Origin of the sequence: Cutibacterium namnetense, assembly GCF_001642025.1 — a bacterium.
GTDB classification, from domain to species: domain Bacteria; phylum Actinomycetota; class Actinomycetes; order Propionibacteriales; family Propionibacteriaceae; genus Cutibacterium; species Cutibacterium namnetense.
The window spans coordinates 140643-158546 of record NZ_LWHO01000003.1 but is presented as its reverse complement, the minus strand read 5'-3'; the positions used below and the strand labels follow the sequence as shown (position 1 = coordinate 158546).

The window sequence follows — 17904 nt, the reverse complement described above, 5'->3', positions numbered from 1 at the left end:
GATGTCAGGACCCGGTCATCATTTCTTCGCTGCGCGCCATGCCTCCGCGAGTTCCCGTGCTCTGGACTGGGGGTCGGTGCTCCGGCAAATCGCCGAGACGACACTGAGGCCATCACATCCCACCCGGGCTATGTCTTGAGCATCGGATGCGCTCACGCCACCGATGACACATACCGGCCATGGGCTGGCATCGACGACATCGCGTATCCCAACCAAGCCAAGCTCTCCAGCCTCAGGCTTAGTTCCACTGCCGTGCAGGGCACCAACTCCCAGATAGTCGACGATGTCACGACCATGGGACAGGGCGGCCTCCACATGGGCGGGGGTTTGCGCAGACAAGCCGATGAGCAGATCGTCGCCCAGAATCGCACGGGCCTGGTCGACCGGCATGTCAGATTGCCCGATATGGGCGCCATCGGCCCCGATTTCGGTAACGAGGTGCACCCGGTCATCAATGATGAGGGGCACCCCGCCAGACACGCAGATCTCTCTGACGCGTCGCCCCAACGTGACGAACTCGTCATCGGGCAAGTCGTGGTCACGAAACTGAACCAGGGTCACCCCACCAGCGATGGCGCGGCGCACCGTCTCGACGACCTCGTCAGGCCCGCCGCACTGGGCGGTATCGGTGACGAGGTAGACCGACAGATCAAATTTCGGCCGTGACATCGCGAAGCCCTCCCCGCTCGCCGACCTCGTCGGGTGACACCAGAAAGAGTTCGTCCACGAGAGCTTGAGCGAAAGCACCCGGACCAACACTGCGCTTGGCTGCCCGTTCGGCAGCTACGCACAAGAGGGCGGTCGCGGACGTGGCCGCGATCAGATAGTCATTCTGGACGCCGGCGAAGGCCGCTGTGAGGGCTCCCAGTGAACATCCAACTCCGGTAACCCGCGTCATCCACTCATGCCCCGATGACACGGTCACATGCCGATCCGCGTCGAGGATGTGATCGACGGGGCCGCTAATGGCCACCACGCAGCCGTGAGTGCGCACGAGCTGAGCTGCAGACGTCAAGGCATCCTCGACAGCATCTCCGGCCTCCGGGCCTCGAGCGGAGGCATCAGTACCCGCCAATGTCAACACTTCGGAAGCGTTTGCCCGAATGACGGCTGGAGTGGCGACGTGTAAGGCCGCAAGGGCCACTTGAGTGCGCCATGGCATACCCGCCCCTACCGGGTCGAGTACCCACGGCGTGTTGCTATTTGCGGCACCGCGCGCAGCAGCAACCATGGCCTCGGCGGTCTCCCGGTAGGGAGTTCCGGTGTTGACGAGCACGGCATCGGCAACGGAGGCGAATCCCTCAGATTCCTCGGGATTGTCGACCATGGCGGGAACCGCGCCTGCGGACAACAAGACATTGGCGGTGAAATTGGCAACCACAATATTCGTCAGGCACTGCACCAGCGGCTTGTCCCGGCGCAGTCGCTCCACAGATTCAGCCACCAGATTCGATAATTCGGTCATTCCAACCACTCCCTTCGCCGGCATGATCCGGACAGGTTCAGGCGGTCGGCACCTTCGCAGCACCCTCTCAGCCCACGGCGATCAGTGGGCTCCCGCGTCGTTACCCTCCAACTTACCGCCATGGCGTGTTAGTGGTCTCATGTGCACGGTTGAAGACGTCAAGCCGGTTCATCACGGTATGGACTCACGGACGCCGTCAAAACCACCGGGAAGTCTTCAGAAGGCCGCTGTCATCATCGTCTAAGTGACTCCGTAGCGTTCGATCTGGCGTGTCGAGGGCCCTAGCCACCCGCAAGGTGGCGACTTCGGTCAACCTTCGGGCAAGGTGCAGGCCCTCGACATCAGGATCATCTGAGTGGTCAGATCGTATCGAGCGAGGTGCCACGAGTCTCGCGGGCAAACATGTACGTCACACCGCCAATGACCAGCAGCACAGTGAATAGGACGAACGCCGGGAATACTGCGTCCAGGGTGACATTCTGCTTGACGGCTGATCCGCCCACCATGAGCCCCATGAGCGCCGGACCGATGATCTTGGCGGTGGCACCGATGCCATAGCCCAGCCCCAGGCCAGTCGAGCGAGCCTCGTTGGGGAACTGTTCGGCACCAAAAGCATTGAGGATGCCGAAGGCGCCGTCGGCGAAGGCCATCGCAATGAGGACACCGACGAAGAAGACTTGCCAACCCCAACCTAGGCGAGCCGAAAGGGCGATGATGAGAGTCCCGCCAGCACCGATGAGGCCGAACGACAACATGGTGGCCCTTCGACCAATGCGGTCTGCCAGCCATGCTGACAAGAAACGCCCGAGGAGATCGGCAAGGGAGACGAACATGAACAGGGTCCCGACTTGCTCAGGAGACTTACCAAAGCCGGTCTTGAGCAAGGTCTGGCCCCACGACTGAATCGTGAACGAGCCCAGAATGAAACAAAACGATCCCAAGCTGACCACCAGGAGGCTCTTGCGGTACTTGCCAAAGACGAGCGAGTAGGAGGCGTCCTCGACGTGCTCGACGACAGGCAGGTCTCCAATTTCGTCAGCGGACATATCGAGCGCCCAGGCCAGGGCCTCGCGAGCTTCCTTCTCACGTCCATGACTCTGTAGAAACCGTGGCGATTCGGGCACGAAACGGATCCACACCAACAGGAAGACAGGAATGGCTCCCAAGGCGATGAGGGCGCGCCAATTATCACCCAACGCATTTTGTGCTAGAGATCCCAGGAACAAGCCGAGGGGGATGAATACCGACGCCAGACCAGCGAGAAGGCCGCGCTGCTTGGCGGGTACGAACTCCTGAACGTAGGGAATCGAGGTGATGTTCAGCCCGCCGACTCCGATCCCCACACCAATACGCAAAATGGCGAGCATGATCCAGCCACGGTCCGGGGTGAACACGGACACTACGGTGAACACGACGAACAGAAGGACGCACCAGAAGAACGAGGAGCGGCGTCCGATCTTGTCAGCGAGGCGTCCCCACATGATGGCGCCGATGACCGTACCCAGACCGGAACAGGCGAGGATGACGCCTGCCTCGGTGCCAGTCAGGTTCCATGGCTTAGTCAGCACGGATACGACGAACCCGATAAGGAAGATGTCAAAGAACTCGGAGATATTTCCGACGATGGCTAGGGCAACAAGATTCTTCTGATTGCGCGTTAAAGGACGCGAATCGATGAGATCTAGAGCTGATTGTTTGGTTGCTGTTGAGGTGGACATGTGAGTGTGTCTCCTGTCTGCGCTGTGATCGGGTCAGCGCAGAATGTCGGTATTCGGGGGAATGTTGAGCTCGCTAGGACTCACACGAGTCAGGTCACCATAATGGGTCAGAGCGTACGCGGAGGTTCGCTGCCCATAATGGATTCCCTGCACGACGTCACCTCCGAGGTACCCGTGAAGGGTTCCCGCGACGAAGGAGTCTCCCGCGCCCGGACGGTCGACGACCGGCATCTGGACTACCGGGAAGGTGCGCTCTCCGCGCTCGGCGTCCGAGAGGTACACACCATTGATCTGATCAGTAGACACGACCGTGGGGACCCCGAACAGTTCGCGCAATTCGCGGCATGCCTGCTCCCCATCGGATTCGATATCGAAGACGGCCTTGCCGTCACGCACCGAGCAGAAGACAATGTTCGACATCCTCGCAATTGGTTCCAGCACCTCACGAGCGCGCTCCGGGCCCCACAGCAGAGACCGGTAGTTGACGTCGAGAGCGACGGTAATGCCACGGCAGTGGGCTTGGTCAACAAAGTGTCGCACCACGGCCGCGGTGTTCTCGGTCAGGGCAGCGGTGATGCCGGTGACGAAGACCAGACGGGTGTCGAGCAGGGCCTCCCAATCGAGGTCCTCGATGGTGACGTCGCGGAACGGGGTGTGCTCGCGGTCGTAGAGCACGCGGGCGGGCATCGGATATTCACCGGGCTCCATGAAGTACAGCGCGACGCGCCCCTCGGGCTTCATACAGATGTGTGAAACATCGACCCCGACGCTGCGGAACTCGTTGACGACCCGATCAGTGAGATCACCCTTCGGCATGACGGAGGCCCAGCAGGTGCTGCGCCCAAGTTGGGACAACAGGCCGGACACATTGGCCTCGGAGCAAGCTGCGGTGGCACGCAGCTGCTGAGCATTGATGAGCCGTTCACCTTTGTAGCAGGTGAGTCGGATCTGCCCTTCCCCGATAGTCGAGATGTCGTAGGTCATGCCGTCACCCCCGTGGATGCTGCCGCGGTGCCGTAGCGATTGGTGTATCGGTCGTGATTGGAATCGATCTCCGACTGTGGCAGCGCAGAGATCTCGCCAATGAGCTTGGCGTAGGTGAGGGTTTTGGCAACATCCTCGACCATGACGGCTGCCTTGATGGCCTTCTCGATAGATGCACCAACAGTGAAGACACCGTGCTGTTTGAGCAGCACCGCCGGGGACTGGTCGATAAACCGCATGATCTGCTCACCAATCTGTTCGGTGCCGATCTGGGCGTACTCGCCGCATGGCACCGGCCCCCCAAACTCGTCGGCAATGGCCGTCACGGCACAGGGGATGTCTTGGCCGGTGGCCGCCCACGCAGTGGCGAAGGTGGAATGGGTGTGGATGATGCTACGAATGTCGTCGCGACGCCGGTAGACGTACAAGTGCGAGGCAGTGTCCGAGGACGGTCCTCGATGTCCTTCTACGACCTTGCCGTCAAGGTCGACGACGACCATATCGTCGGGGGTCATGGCGTCGTACAGCATCCCGGACGGCTTGATGACGACCAGGCCGGTTTCAGGGTCGCGAGCCGAGAGGTTACCCGAAGTCCACGTCACGAGGCCGTGGCGGGGCAGTTCCAGGTTGCCCCGGCAGACGTCTGTCTTGAGCTTTTCAAGCATGAAGGGTTCTCCTTTGAACAGTAATGAAAGTTTTGTTGGGGTGCGGAGCCGGTCAGCCCGGGTTTCATGCCGAGCCGACCGACCGATGGTCAAGCGAGGGCGCGACGAACCGGGATTCCAGCAGTCCGAAGGTGATCCTCGATGAACTCGCGTGCCGACGAGCTGCGCGCGTTGGAATCGGGAGCGTCGTCGTTCCACATCTCGATCATCATCCGACCGCGCCAGTTCTGTTCGGCCAGGATGGCGAAGGACTCGTCCCAGTCGACAGTTCCTTCCCCCATCGGCACTCGACGAGGCTCGCCCGGCCGAACATCTTTGACGTGGATCGCGACCATGTGGCCTCGCCCGGCCTCGAGCTCAGTCACGGCGTCAAGCTGTTGCTCGGCAATGTTGCCGAGGTCTGGGTACACCTGCAGGTAGGGCGAGTCGGCAAGCTTGACGAACTCCATCGCCTTACGGATAGAGGTGACGTCGGTGCCGTCAACGTTCTCGATGCCCATGACAACTCCCAGTCGTGCGGCCATCGGGAGGGCGTCCAGCAGGAGGTCGGTGTACCACTGCTCAGCATGGTCGTTCATCTGCTCGTAATAGCAGTAGTACCCCGCGACCTGAAGCACGGGCGCGCCGAGGTCGTGACACAGCCGTAATCCTTCGGCCATCACGTCTCGAGCCCGCTGCCGCACGGCAGGGTCGGCACTACCAGGACCAATACGCCGATGCACCGATAGGCAGACGCCACCAATCACGGTTTCTGCAGCCTCGGCGCAATGGCGCACCATGCGACGCCGGTTCTGCTCCCATCCCAGCCGTGCCATCCTCTCATCGGACTCATCGACGGACAGGTCGACGAAGCTGAACCCTGCTTCGGGTACCTGGTTCAGAAAGCGTCGCCAGTCGTCGTCGGTGGCCAGCCGGTTGCCGACGAGGGCTTTCTCATAGATACCGAGGGTCACCCCGTCGGTCAGCGATTCGGTCATTGCGGCCACACCTCGTCCAGGGCTGAGCGCAGTTGTTGGGCGGCAACCCTGGGATCATCAGCAGCAACGATGGAACGACCGGCAATAACGATCCCGACCGGACGCCCGGCGAAAACCGGGAGGTCCTCGGGGGTGATTCCTCCGGTGACGGTGACGGTAAATCCCATCTCAGCCAGTTCGTCGACCCGCCCCAGGTCTTCGGGCTTCCAGGAGAGGTCTCCGGCAGCCTCACGGTCGCGGGAACGCTTGACGATGACGTGTTGGACACCAAGTTTGCGCCATGCGCGGGCACGGTCGGCGTCGTACCATTCGTCGGCGAGCTCGACTTGCACTTCACCGCCAAACTCCCCCGCCACTTTGCATACTTGGTCGATGGTTGTCAGGGATGCCCCGGCGACGCAGGAGACGAGGTCGGCGCCTGCTTCGAAGCACATCCGGGCGATCTTGGCCCCGGCTTCGGCGATGCGAACGTCGGCAAGAATCGTTTTGTCAGGATAGGCAGCCCGGATAGCCCGCACCGCACTCATTCCCTCGGCAAGGACGAGGATGGTACCGCACTCGATGATGTCGATCTGGTCGACGGCGGTGGCCAACGGAGCGAGGGCCGATGGCAGATCGTACGTGTCGAGAGCAATCTGAAGTCGTGGCATCGTCGTCACCCGGCTAGCGGCTCGAAGCCGAAGAAGGTGGCTGCGTTGTTGATGAGGAGATCGTCGACGTAGCCGCGGTCGACGCCTTCGTCCTCGACGAGACGCGGGCAGAAGACGGCCGGATCGTAGTCGATACCTGAGACCGAACCGTAAACCTTCTGGTAGGAGGCCTTACCGGAGTCAGTGCCCAGCAGGATCTGCTTACCGTAGCCCTTCTCGCCGAGGGTTTTCACCAGATTGACGCGGGTGTTATCCGGGACGTACTTGATGCGGTTAGTGCCGTCAAGCTCGACGTAGCAGCCGAGCTTGCAGATCTGCTCGTGAACCCACGGATCCCAGTTGCGCTGCATATGGCCGATGGCGATTTTGGCGGGATCAACACCTTGGTCAACGAGGAATCGCGCCTGCTCTGGGCCACAGGTTCCGGCTGTGACGTGGGTATTAATGGGGCAGCCGGTCTCTTTGGAGGCGATAGCGACGGCCTTACCGGACTTCTTCTCCCACTCGGTGATCTTGCCGTAGGCGGTGGCCCACTTGATGACGCCCGCCTTAACGTTGGTGCGCTCGACGATGGGGCCCATGTAGTCGAAGCGGTCGATACCCTCAACGATGTCGGCGATGAGCAAATCGGCGATCTGGTTGACGGTGTACTGGTTGACCCAGCTCTGGCGCCACTCGAGGTAGACCTTCTGCTGGTGGAAACCAGTGGCTTGGACAACCTGCAGGCCCGGGACTTTCTCGACGACCTCGAGGGTCTTGAGCACGCCACGGCCCGAGGAGGCGGGGCACATGTCGATAATGGTGCCGCCGTCGGCCCAGTTCTTAGAGGCCTCAACGAAGTATGTGGCTTCCTGGGCGGCCTTGTCGACATCGTCGAGCAAGTGGTCGGGGTCGATGTAGACCTCCCCGGCTCCGACGCGGATGAGGTGATCGTGGGCGTTGACGACGCCGAGGGTGTCGGGTGAAACGTCGCCATTGATGGTGCGAACGACGGCCATTGGAGTGATTCCTCTCTCACGACTGTGTGACGGGAACCATTGAGCCGCCGCCACGGCAACCTCGCAAGGCCACGTGCTCACACATGTGAATTCTTCCTAAGCAGAACGACTAGTAGAGTGGCTCTACTCCGCGCTTCAGCGGACAAACTACGACAAAGATTCACATCTGTGAGATTCCTATGACTGATCGCGAACACATCCAGACCCTGCTGACGGTCGCGAGGCGGTACTGGTTGGAGCAGGCAACTCAGGCCGAGATCGCCGCCGAGATCGGCTACTCCCGCTCGATGGTGTCCAGGCTGCTCGACGAGGCGAGGCGCCGCGGGATCATCACTTTCACAGTGCAGCACCCCTTGGAGCGGGCCATCGAGTTGGAGGACGCCCTAACACGCACCTTCGGGCTGACCTGTGCCCGGGTTGCCATGTCCAACGACAATGCCACAGCCGACGAGGTGGCGCGGATGGCGGCCGACTTGGTGACGACGTACATGCATCCCGATTCGGTGATCGCATTGTCGAACGGACGTGGGGTGGCGTCGGTGGTGCATGCCATGACGCCGATGCGTCGTCCGGGGGCAACAGTGGTGCAAGCAATCGGCGGGACGGCCAAGGGAAATTTGTTATTGGACTCCCCCGAGCTATGCCGCCAGCTGGCAGAACGAATCGGGTGTGCGTACCGAGTGATGCCAGCTCCGGTGCTGGTATCGAACCCACAGGCGGCGGCCGCGCTGAAGGCCGAGGAGTCTGTGGGTATGACGATCGCGATGGCCTCCCACGCGGACATCCTAGTAACCGGCGTGGGAGCGGTTGGAATGCATTCGGTAGCGCCGATCTTCGACCACGTGATGTCGGAGCGCGCACACGCAGAATTGTTATCACGCGGGGCAATAGGCCACATCTGCGGGCATCATGTCGATTCCCGGGGTCGTCACATCGACGCAGACTTTTGTCAAGGGCTGATGGCAGTTCCGCTGGACCGAGTTCCGTCAATCACCCACGTCATCGTCAGCGCCTTCGGAGTCGAGAAAGTACCGGCCCTGGCAGCAATCCTGCGAGGCAACTGGGTGACGGATCTGGTGACCGACATAGCGACGGCGAGGGCGGTACTAGGCCATCTTGACTGAGATTCCAGTGGCTCGCCGGCTGCTAAAGCCACGGCATCCTGGTCGGGGACGATTACCGTGACCGCTGACGCCACACGGACGAGTTCGTTGAGATGGCTGCTGCGGGCCAAGATGAGATCACATCTCGACCCGCAACAGGTAGCTCAGGAGCGACAGGGCGACGAAGAATAGAGCTTCGGTGACCGAAGAGACCGCCGAGCTGTTAAAGAGGTGCGGCTCAATCTCCTAGATCCTCACCGAGCCCGAGTCCGCGGAATCGATCAAAGTGGGCACGGAGCGCCTTGATGACTCTGGCCTTTTTCTCGGCGTGATTGTTTTCAGCACCAAACCTAGATATCGGTTTCATGACCTTGGTGATCGCGATTCCAGTAGTCTGCAGTTCACCGTCACGAAACACATTGTCCATGTATTCGTGAGTCTTGTCGGAGTACAGGTTTTCTCGCTCGATGATCTTGTCGAGTTCCTGGTCTCGCTTGTTATTGATGAACTGCTCCCATTGAGGATTGACGGCTTTGTCAACTGACATCGTCGCCACGAACTGCTCGATGAGATCCTTCTTGCTGCGCAGGCTGGGGTTGGCGTCAATAGCTCGGGAGATTGCCGGGGTCAGTTTGGCGTTCCTGCCATCACGATGCTCCTCGCAGTGCTTCTTGCGGTGCTCCTCAACGAGCATGAGGATGTAGTCGACATTGATGGCGACCTGCTTGATGAGTTCGATCTCGAAGACGACGTCCTCATGGTCGATCTTCTCCTTGTCGCTTTCCTCTTCCCGCACTCTTCGGAATTCATCCCACAGGTCTAAGTAGATACTGCGATAGTCCTGCTTCTGGCGCTCAGTGAGCGTGTCGTCGTCAGCGAATTCATCGAAGGAGGTAAGGATGTTTTCCAGCCTGATGATCGCACCAAAGAGTTTGACGAACTTCTTTTTTGCTACTTCGCCTACGATGGGATCTCCGAGCGGGTACTGGACGAGCAGATCGTTAACCTTCGCGGTGTAATCCTTCAGGTAATGCTGGTATGGCTTGAGCAGCACTATGCCTCCGGCATCCTTATTTCCGAAGAGCTCGAGCGCCTTGTTGGTGGCGTCCTCAAGGTCCCGGAAGCAAACGATGTTGCCGTAGGTCTTGACGGAGTTGAGGATGCGATTGGTACGCGAGAAGGCTTGCAGCAACCCGTGAGCCTTTAATGGCTTGTCGACGAACAGCGTGTTGAGGGTGGTGGCGTCGAATCCGGTGAGGAACATGTTGACGACGATGACCAGATCGACCTCACGGTTCTTGAGCCGTTGCGAGAGGTCCTTATAGTAATTCTGAAACTTTTCAGCAGTGGTGTCGTAACTGGTTCCAAACAGATCGTTGTAATCCTGGATGGCATTCTCAAGAAAAGCGCGCGAGTCCTCGGAAAGGGACTCGGTATCGAAGGCCTCGTCGTCGAGAGTGTCGTCATCGGTGGCCTCGTTGGCTCCGTAGGAGTAGATGATGGCGATCTTGAGCCTTTTGTCCGGTGCGAGATCCTCCTGCTGGCGCTGAAACTCGTTGTAGTAACGGCGGGCAGCATCAATAGATGCCGTGGCGAAAATGGCGTTGAAGCCGTGAACCCTCTTGCGCTCGCGGAGGGCTTCTGCGGCGCGACGGCCGCGGGTGGACTCGCTGACGTTCGTGACGACAGAGTGCTCGTAGCTACTCGTACGCTTGGTCTTCTGATCGAAATGCTCCAAGGTGTACTGAACGATCTGCCTGATGCGTTCGGGCGCCATGAGGGCCATTTCGGTATCGATGCCAGCAACCTGACGGTCTTCCGGGCTTCCGACTCTCATGGTGTTGTTGTAGTCCACACGGAAAGGCAGCACGTTCTTGTCGTTGATAGCGTCGATGATGGTGTAGGTGTGCAGCTTGTCTCCGAAGGTCTGCTCGGTAGTACGCAACTTCGGATTGCCCGAGCTTCTACTGTTGGCCGCGAAGATGGGCGTACCGGTGAAGCCGAAGAGGTGGTAACGCTTGAAAGCGCGGGTGATGTCGGTGTGCATGTCACCGAACTGGGAGCGGTGACACTCGTCGAAGACGATGACGACGTGCTTGTTGTAGACGTCGTGGTGGTTGTTGTTGCGAATGAAAATACTGAGCTTCTGGATCGTCGTGATGATGATCTTGGCACTCGGATCCTCAAGCTGGGCCTTTAGGATTGCCGTTGAGGCGTTCGAGTTGGCAGCGCCTTTTTCGAAGCGGTCGTATTCGCGCATGGTCTGGTAGTCCAGATCCTTGCGGTCGACGACGAAAAGCACCTTGTCAATGCCGGGCATCCTGGTGGCGAGCTGGGCCGTCTTGAACGAGGTGAGCGTTTTACCCGATCCGGTGGTGTGCCAGATGTATCCACCAGCGGCGACAGTGCCGAGCTGGCGGTAATTGGTCGAAGTGGCGATGCGCTGCAGAATCCGCTCAGTGGCGACGATCTGGTAAGGGCGCATGACCAGGAGCATGCGGTCAACGGTGAGCACACAATACTTGGTGAGAATGTTGAGCAGGGTGTGCTTGGCGAAGAAGGTTCTCGCGAATGCCTCGAGATCCTGAATGGGTTTATTTTGGGCATCAGCCCACCACGAGGTGAATTCGAAGCTGTTGGAAGTCTTCTTAGCCGAGCGCTTGCGCTGATCTTTGAGGTGCTGGCTACGGGTCGTGTTCGAGTAATATTTGGTGTGAGTACCGTTTGAAATGACGAAGAGCTGTACGTACTCAAACAATCCCGAACCCGCCCAGAAGCTGTCGCGCTGATAGCGCCGGATCTGGTTGAAGGCTTCGCGGATTGCGACTCCCCTGCGCTTGAGCTCTACGTGGACCATAGGCAGACCATTGACGAGGATGGTGACGTCGTAACGATTGTCATACCGGGACCCATCACGCTCGGTACCCACCTGGTACTGGTTGATGACCTGGAGACGGTTGTTGTGGATATTGCTCTTGTCAATGAGCTTGACGTTCTTCGTAGTACCGTCATCACGACGCAGTAACTGGACCTCGTCTTCCTGGAGACGGACGGTCTTGTCCTCAATGCTGTCGTTGGCCGAGGCAACGCACGTCGAATAGAAGGATGACCACTCGTTCTCACTGAAGGTGAACCCATTGAGGTCCTCAAGTTGACGTCGCAAATTGACGACGAGATCCCTCTCGCAGTGAATCGGAAGGTGCTCGTAGGCCTGTGATTCCAAAATCCTGATGAATTCACGCTCTAGCGCCGCCTCAGATTGGTACTCCTCACAGCGAGAATCAGTCGGAGCATATTCGGCGACGACGGTGCTCTGGTCGGACATCACGATGGGGTCATAAACGTGAGGTGATGATTCACTCATTACGACAACTCCTTGAAGGTCAGCAGTTTGTCTCGGTAGTACTCGTACTGCTTACGGCGAGCAGAGATTTCGGCAGGAAGACCAGACGACAAGTCCATCGTCAGCGTTTGAAAAGAATCCAAAGTTCGCGCGATTTCAACTTGACGACCCATTTCTGGAATCGGTATAGGAAAACTCTTAATCAGATTAGAATTGAGGTCACCCCGCACACCTCGACCCATGGCCTTTAGATTCGTATAATTACTGGCAACCCAATGATAAACATAACGAAAATACGCCTTTTTTCATCAACCTCAATATTGCAGCAATGTTGATTTGTTGTCACTGGAATCGCATTCACCGCAGATCTGCCGGCCGATGCGCCAGAGATAGCAACAATCACGCAGTTTCCTGGTATCCACTTTGCCGAGGAATTTTTTACTGCCGATTCCGTAATATAAACCGCAGTGTCATGGATGTCCTGGAAACGGACTTCATTAGTGCGCAGCCACGGAATAGTTCCACCATCATAGAAATCTGGATTACGCGCCGACGGCGTTCCCCCAGAACTAACCCTTTTGGCGACGTCCGAAATTGACAACCATTCACACTCCCCCTCTTCAGGAAAGATCATGTGACCATACCAGGAAAACTGAGCCTTCCTCGCCTCCAGCTCCGCCTCCAGCTCCGCCTCCAGCTGGGTGAACCGATCCAATACCTTCACAATTTCGCTCTGCACCTCAAGCGGTGGTACAGGGACCATTACCGTGGCCAGTTTCCTAGCTGCCACATCTATGACTTTGACACCTCCAGCAATTGCCCTCTTCTGCCTCTGAAAGGCTTGACTTCCGAGCCAATAAACCAAATACTTGGGATCAAGACGATGACGAATCGTAACCGTGTGGCCACCTGTCACGATCGGCTCTTCTCCCAGCCACGCAAGCGGTGTGCAGACATCTTCCATGTTCTCGCTCGTACACGCAACGATGACATCACCAGGATTTACTACGACGAGCTTGTCGGCAATGTCCCGATCCACACGCGAAATCGTCGTGGTCGTGAAACGGCTGTACTTCGTGTATATCTGACCATAATGGATAGCGCCAACGTCCGATCCAATCAATTGCTTCTTCGAGAGACCATTTCCTCTCACCAACGTCGCAATATCACCAAGGCGCTGGAATCTGACCCCGTTTGGACACTTGTGCTCGATGAAGGCACGAAGATCACTCACCACTATCCTCCAACATAGCAATAGTTTCATCTAACTGGGTACGAATTTGTGATTGACGCTCTACAATACGAGCGATCTCGGAGTTCAATTCAACAATGTCGGTCTCTTCATGGGTATCCTCAGGCTCAACATAGGATAATACCGTCAAGTTATACTCATTCCCGGCGATGTCTTCATTGTGAACCAGCGTGCACACATGCGGCTCCTCAGATCGCGCCGAGACTAGTTCAACGATTCGGTCCTGGTTGGCCGACAGGAGCTTATTCTTGTTTCCAACCCGCGAGAACTCCGCCGATGCGTCCACGAACAACACCGAATTGTCCTTCTTTGACTTCTTGAGAACGATGACACAGGTGGCGATCGTCGTCCCGAAGAAAAGATCCGGCGGAAGCTGAATTACGACATCAATGTAGTTGTTATCGATGAGGTACTTGCGGATTTTCCGCTCTGCTCCCCCTCGGTACAGCACACCTGGGAACTCGACGACGGCAGCCGTCCCGTTCGTCGCCAACGACGACAAGATGTGCATCGTAAAGGCGAGATCCGCCTTGGACTTGGGAGCCAACACTCCCGCAGGCGCGTACCGATCATCGTTAATGAGGAGCGGGTTGTCGCTGCCCTCCCACTTGGTCGAGTACGGCGGGTTGGAGACTATCGCTTCGAACGGCTCTTCATCCCTGTGCATTGGATTGGTGAGGGTATCCCCCAGCACAATGTCGAACTGCTCGTAATTGATCCCGTGCAGGAACATATTAATGCGGGCCAGGTTGTAAGTAGTCAGGTTGATCTCCTGGCCGTAGAAACCCTTCACGTTCTCGGGTCCCAGCAGTTTGGCGAACTTCAGTAGGAGAGAACCCGAGCCCACAGCCGGGTCGTACACCTTGCCAATCCTCTTCTTATCCCCCACAGCGATCCGAGCCAGAACCTCGGACACTTCCTGAGGCGTGAAGTACTCACCACCGGATTTGCCCGCCTGGGAGGCATACATCTGCATGAGGTACTCGTAGGCGTCACCAAACAGGTCGATGGCGTTATCCTCGAAACTTCCCAACGGCAAATCGCCCACCGCGTCAAGAACCTTGACCAGTTTCTGATTTCGCTGCGCGACCGTCGCCCCCAAACGGGGACTGTTGACGTCCAAGTCCGCAAAAAGACCCTTAAGATCGCGCTCACTAGGAGTACCCGCGGCCGATCCCTCAATGTTACGGAACACGCCTTCCAAGGTTTCGTTGAGGTTCTCGTCCTGCGCCGCACGAGCCCGCACGTTGACGAAGAGGTTCGACGGGAGGATGAAGAACCCTTTCTCGGCCACCATCTCCTTAAAGATGCCCCTGGCGTCGGCATCGCCTAAGTTACAGTAATCAAAGTCGGTGTTGCCGGCCTTCCACTCGCCCTCATTGATGTAGTCAGTGAGGTTCTCGGAGATGAACCGATAGAACATCATCCCCAACACGTAGGTCTTGAAGTCCCAGCCGTCGACACTGCCGCGAAGATCATTGGCAATCCGCCAGATCGTCTTGTGCAACTCTGCCCGCTGCATCTCCTTGGTGGTAGGAACCATCGCCAGCCTCCTGCGCCCATCGCGCCCTTGATACGTTTCGAACGTGAGCGAGTGTATTCCCAACGACCACCAGTTTTGATCGCATTCATGTTCCGCTCGTGCGAACAACGAACGTCGTAACTCTTCCGACCGCCGCAGCGCCGCAGGCGCACCCGAATCATTCGGCGTCATCACCTATCAGAGATGGCTCGTCGCAGCGCTCCCAATGCTTTCTCGAGCGACTCCGGTTCATAACAGACCGAAAGACGCAACATTGTCCGCTGCCCGTCATAAGCCAACTATCCCGGCCCCGGAGACAGTCGAGCCCCCACTCGTTTCGCCGCCTCGGCCGAAGCTGATCGACCCACACGCCAGTACCACTCTGTGATGCGGCCCACACCCATGCCGGAAACACCTCACTGTCGCCTCCCAGCCGACTTGTAGCAACGCTCGTCGCTCTTGACACGCTTCCGCCACATGCGTCATCAGGTTGGCGGCAACCACCCGGGTTGGTATGGGGCTGGCAAGGTCCTTCGCCTTGCGACGCTCGATCTGGGGGTGCATCGGCAGCGTCTTTCATATCGTCGTCACGATCTAGCAATGATCCAGCTACCGCAACCAACCCGAACATGGAGCATCTACGACGCCAGCCATATCCAGTTCACCCAAACGGCGCCGCCAGGTTGACACCGTGTTCTTTGAGATCCTGAGCTGCCCGGCGATCCTGTCACCGACAGCTGGACACCAGACTGTCATGCACGTCCACGCCGAAATCTTCATCGTCGAAGCATACAACCCTGGGTTCACCGTCTAGGACGTTGGCGCGCTGATGTTCACCATGCCCCACTGAGCGGCTGGGCTCCCGTTAAATGCCGACGGTTACGAGTGCGCCGACTACCCAAAGACTGATCAGATTCAGAGACTGTCAGGTAGTCCAAGCGCTGAACGGGTTACCAGTGGGTTGGCTAAAAACTCATCCTTGATGAGCGTGCGCACCTTATCCGGCCACGTCGTGCGAGGAGATGCGACGTGTAGAATTTGAACCATCACCAACAGCGCACCAAATACTCGTTCGCTTTGCGATTCAGGAAGTTGACTAAATTGCGATTGCGTTCTTAAGGCCGCCGTGGGGGCTGGAGCAAAGGACTTATTCCATAACCGACCGTGATGAGCGCAGGTATTACGGATAATTGTTAACTGCTCAAGCCATCGCACCAATGGGGACTGTTTTTTAGCATTACGCTGTTGATTCTTCGAAAGCGCGTCTAGGTTGACGATAAAGGCGAGATCCTCAGCGATCATGCGCTGATCGTTAGTGGCGAGCCCTTCAAACGCTCTGGAAATATCAGAAAAATCGAGGACTTCTGCAAGTACCCAGAAGGGATAACGGCCATCGTAGTTGTCGCGGTAGTGCCTGATTGCTTCATTGTTCCTGCCAGCGCGTGCGATACGCTTCTGCGCCGTTTTCATCCATTGGGAATGATCAAACGACGGACGAAATTTACTTGGATCTGTATACGCAAGAGGATCCGATTTACACAACAGTTCCCCGATGCGAGTTCGCAATGTAACCTCTACACGCTCCATGCCGTCATGAACGAGCGTTCGTAACTTACGGTCAGCTTCATACAGGGCGACGACGTCAGTAAATGATGTGCTGGGGATGAAACTGTCGATGCGCTGGCCTGCGGCGTTGAATTCTCTGGCTGGATAGCAGTAAGCCGAGAGCCGATAGTAGGAGACGTTCGCTAACCACTGACATGCGAGGCCTTCATCGACATCCAAACCGCGTGAACGCAATAGCGCGATCTGCTGGGCGACCGTTGTAGCCGCCTTGAGCGGCTTGGGCATTGCACGGCTCCTCGGGCTAAAAGAGATCCAGCCCACTCTCGACCGAAGTCGAGGCAGGCTGAACGATTGCTTACAGTTTAGCAGCATCCACGCCTGAACTCCAGTGGGCGACAGAGCAGGAATCCTGATTCATCGCACGGCCTCTCGTGGAGACTCCCACCGCCAAGAGACATACGGAGTCCTCCTTCAAGACCGTCCGGTCTTGGTTCTTGCCGTGCCTGACTACTGAGAGCCGCGCGGCACCCCCCTGCTCCACCATGTCGTTCCCCGTTCTCAGAAAGGAGCCGGTCATGGCTATCGAGCTACAAACATTCACCAATCACAAGTTGGGCACGCTCCGAACCATCAACGATGACAGGGATGTCCTATTGGAGGCGACACCGAAGCTCTTGTACTACGACATCGTGTTGCAGCCCGATTCGCTACTCACCATCACCGAGATCGCCAAGGGCTACGGCCTTTCTGCGAAGAAGCTCAACCGAATCCTATGCCACGAGGGCATCCAGTTTCACCAGTCAAGTAGCTGGTTACTTTGCGCCAAGTTCGCAGAGCAGGGCTACACCCAGTCCAAGACGCACAAGTACGACGGCGGCAAGACCCGCACCCACATGCACTGGACGCAGAAGGGGCGGATATTCATCTACGCCCCACTGAAAAACAGTTGGGCATCCTGCCGGTCATCGAGCAGGACGGCCAGCAGCGATCAGCACCACGGCACTGCTTAATCTGGAGATTCCGCCCTGCAACACCGATAGGTTACCCCGACCCCACGAATTACCTGACACTGAAGGAGAACTAACGTGCCGAGATCGAGAAGACACACCAGCTGGAGATCCCATGCGCTACTTCGACGCCACGTTCCAAGAGGTCCACCCGTGGCACCGTTTACCTTGTGTGCCGCGACCGCCAGCGGCAACCAGCACAACAACCATTACTCGCACCACCAGGTCACTGATGCCGCCGACCTTCAAGCGGTCGCTGAGCATGATCATGTAGCCGCGATATACGTTCAGGTCCTGCGCTCGATCGCCAGCTTTACGGACTTCAACTACGTGGTCATGGGCATCAACAACGACCACACCGATATTCCAGCTAAGTAGGTCATGTCCAATGAGTTGGCTGAACCCATGAGTGGAGTGGCATTTATAACTGCCAGCTCCCCAAACCACCAGCGGCCTAAATGAATTCCGATACCGGGGTTCTCTTGATTACCTCACGCCTGATACCGCCATCCTAATTTCTGATGATATTCCAACCAGTTGCCTTGTTGTAGTACCGCAATGTTCCTTTGCACTTGGGACGTTCCCCACCGCAACGACGCCCTTCAGCATCTGTAGACCCATGCCACTATCCGTGTGCATCTTCCGCCTGTGCGA

General features: G+C 57.8%; 17 protein-coding genes, 1 pseudogene and 1 riboswitch. Of the genes and pseudogenes, 4 read left to right on the top strand and 14 right to left on the bottom strand.

From position 1 onward, the window contains the following. Positions 1-18: 18 nt before the first annotated feature. The 8 genes from thiE to A5483_RS04305 form a co-directional block, all read right to left on the bottom strand. Positions 19-669, bottom strand: a complete 651-nt coding sequence (gene thiE / locus A5483_RS04340; RefSeq protein WP_063811107.1) for a thiamine phosphate synthase — start codon at positions 667-669, stop codon at positions 19-21. Continuing rightward, positions 650-1489: a hydroxyethylthiazole kinase gene (gene thiM / locus A5483_RS04335; RefSeq protein ID WP_042842639.1), complete on the bottom strand. Its 840-nt coding sequence runs from the start codon at positions 1487-1489 to the stop codon at positions 650-652. The genes thiE and thiM overlap by 20 nt, the downstream gene beginning before the upstream one ends. Next, positions 1458-1571: riboswitch (TPP riboswitch) on the bottom strand. Its footprint overlaps the gene before it by 32 nt. A 253-nt stretch (positions 1572-1824) precedes the next feature. Then, on the bottom strand, positions 1825-3183 hold the full coding sequence (locus A5483_RS04330) for an MFS transporter (RefSeq protein WP_002548909.1): 1359 nt from the start codon (positions 3181-3183) through the stop codon (positions 1825-1827). Between the two features lie 33 nt (positions 3184-3216). After that, positions 3217-4167, bottom strand: coding sequence for a sugar kinase (locus tag A5483_RS04325; RefSeq protein ID WP_002548969.1), 951 nt, complete (start codon positions 4165-4167; stop codon positions 3217-3219). Continuing rightward, entirely contained in the window at positions 4164-4832 is a 669-nt protein-coding gene (locus A5483_RS04320) for an L-ribulose-5-phosphate 4-epimerase (RefSeq protein ID WP_063811106.1), read from the bottom strand. The genes A5483_RS04325 and A5483_RS04320 overlap by 4 nt, the downstream gene beginning before the upstream one ends. Before the next feature lie 89 nt (positions 4833-4921). After that, on the bottom strand, positions 4922-5809 hold the full coding sequence (locus A5483_RS04315) for an L-ribulose-5-phosphate 3-epimerase (protein WP_002548513.1): 888 nt from the start codon (positions 5807-5809) through the stop codon (positions 4922-4924). After that, positions 5806-6459: a 3-keto-L-gulonate-6-phosphate decarboxylase UlaD gene (locus A5483_RS04310; protein ID WP_042842640.1), complete on the bottom strand. Its 654-nt coding sequence runs from the start codon at positions 6457-6459 to the stop codon at positions 5806-5808. The genes A5483_RS04315 and A5483_RS04310 overlap by 4 nt, the downstream gene beginning before the upstream one ends. Positions 6460-6464: 5 nt before the next feature. Next, positions 6465-7457, bottom strand: coding sequence for a phosphotriesterase family protein (locus tag A5483_RS04305; RefSeq protein ID WP_002548421.1), 993 nt, complete (start codon positions 7455-7457; stop codon positions 6465-6467). A 179-nt stretch (positions 7458-7636) separates the two neighbouring features. Between A5483_RS04305 and A5483_RS04300 the strand changes: the two genes are divergently transcribed. Then, a complete protein-coding gene (locus A5483_RS04300) occupies positions 7637-8581 on the top strand; it encodes a sugar-binding transcriptional regulator (protein WP_002548533.1) in 945 nt (314 codons plus the stop codon). Positions 8582-8798: 217 nt separating this feature from the next. Here A5483_RS04300 and A5483_RS04295 read toward each other — a convergent pair whose 3' ends face one another. The 5 genes and pseudogenes from A5483_RS04295 to A5483_RS12600 all read right to left on the bottom strand — a co-directional run. After that, the gene (locus A5483_RS04295) at positions 8799-11924 is read right to left on the bottom strand and encodes a type I restriction endonuclease subunit R (RefSeq protein WP_063811105.1); all 3126 of its coding nucleotides are present in this window, start codon (positions 11922-11924) and stop codon (positions 8799-8801) included. Further along, a complete protein-coding gene (locus A5483_RS12525) occupies positions 11924-12145 on the bottom strand; it encodes a restriction endonuclease subunit S (RefSeq protein WP_082863993.1) in 222 nt (73 codons plus the stop codon). Before A5483_RS12525 ends, A5483_RS04295 begins: the two co-directional genes overlap by 1 nt. A 5-nt stretch (positions 12146-12150) precedes the next feature. Beyond that, positions 12151-13137, bottom strand: a complete 987-nt coding sequence (locus A5483_RS04290) for a restriction endonuclease subunit S (protein ID WP_161485337.1) — start codon at positions 13135-13137, stop codon at positions 12151-12153. Continuing rightward, positions 13130-14698: a type I restriction-modification system subunit M gene (locus A5483_RS04285; RefSeq protein ID WP_063811104.1), complete on the bottom strand. Its 1569-nt coding sequence runs from the start codon at positions 14696-14698 to the stop codon at positions 13130-13132. Before A5483_RS04285 ends, A5483_RS04290 begins: the two co-directional genes overlap by 8 nt. A 157-nt stretch (positions 14699-14855) precedes the next feature. Continuing rightward, a pseudogene (locus tag A5483_RS12600) lies at positions 14856-15229 on the bottom strand (aminotransferase-like domain-containing protein); the annotation flags it as partial. A 139-nt stretch (positions 15230-15368) separates the two neighbouring features. Here A5483_RS12600 and A5483_RS12520 point away from each other — a divergent pair. Then, a complete protein-coding gene (locus tag A5483_RS12520; protein ID WP_255262729.1) occupies positions 15369-15491 on the top strand; it encodes a hypothetical protein in 123 nt (40 codons plus the stop codon). A 101-nt stretch (positions 15492-15592) separates the two neighbouring features. On the opposite strand, the gene A5483_RS04280 is transcribed toward A5483_RS12520, so the two are convergent. Continuing rightward, positions 15593-16528 carry an Abi family protein gene (locus A5483_RS04280; RefSeq protein WP_063811103.1) on the bottom strand — a complete coding sequence of 312 codons (936 nt, stop codon included), beginning with the start codon at positions 16526-16528 and terminating at the stop codon, positions 15593-15595. 290 nt (positions 16529-16818) lie between these two features. Between A5483_RS04280 and A5483_RS11230 the strand changes: the two genes are divergently transcribed. Together A5483_RS11230 and A5483_RS04265 are read left to right on the top strand one after the other, a co-directional pair. Then, the gene (locus tag A5483_RS11230) at positions 16819-17253 is read left to right on the top strand and encodes a phage antirepressor KilAC domain-containing protein (protein ID WP_241497675.1); all 435 of its coding nucleotides are present in this window, start codon (positions 16819-16821) and stop codon (positions 17251-17253) included. Positions 17254-17403: 150 nt separating this feature from the next. Beyond that, positions 17404-17628: a hypothetical protein gene (locus tag A5483_RS04265; RefSeq protein ID WP_002548854.1), complete on the top strand. Its 225-nt coding sequence runs from the start codon at positions 17404-17406 to the stop codon at positions 17626-17628. Positions 17629-17904: the final 276 nt, after the last annotated feature.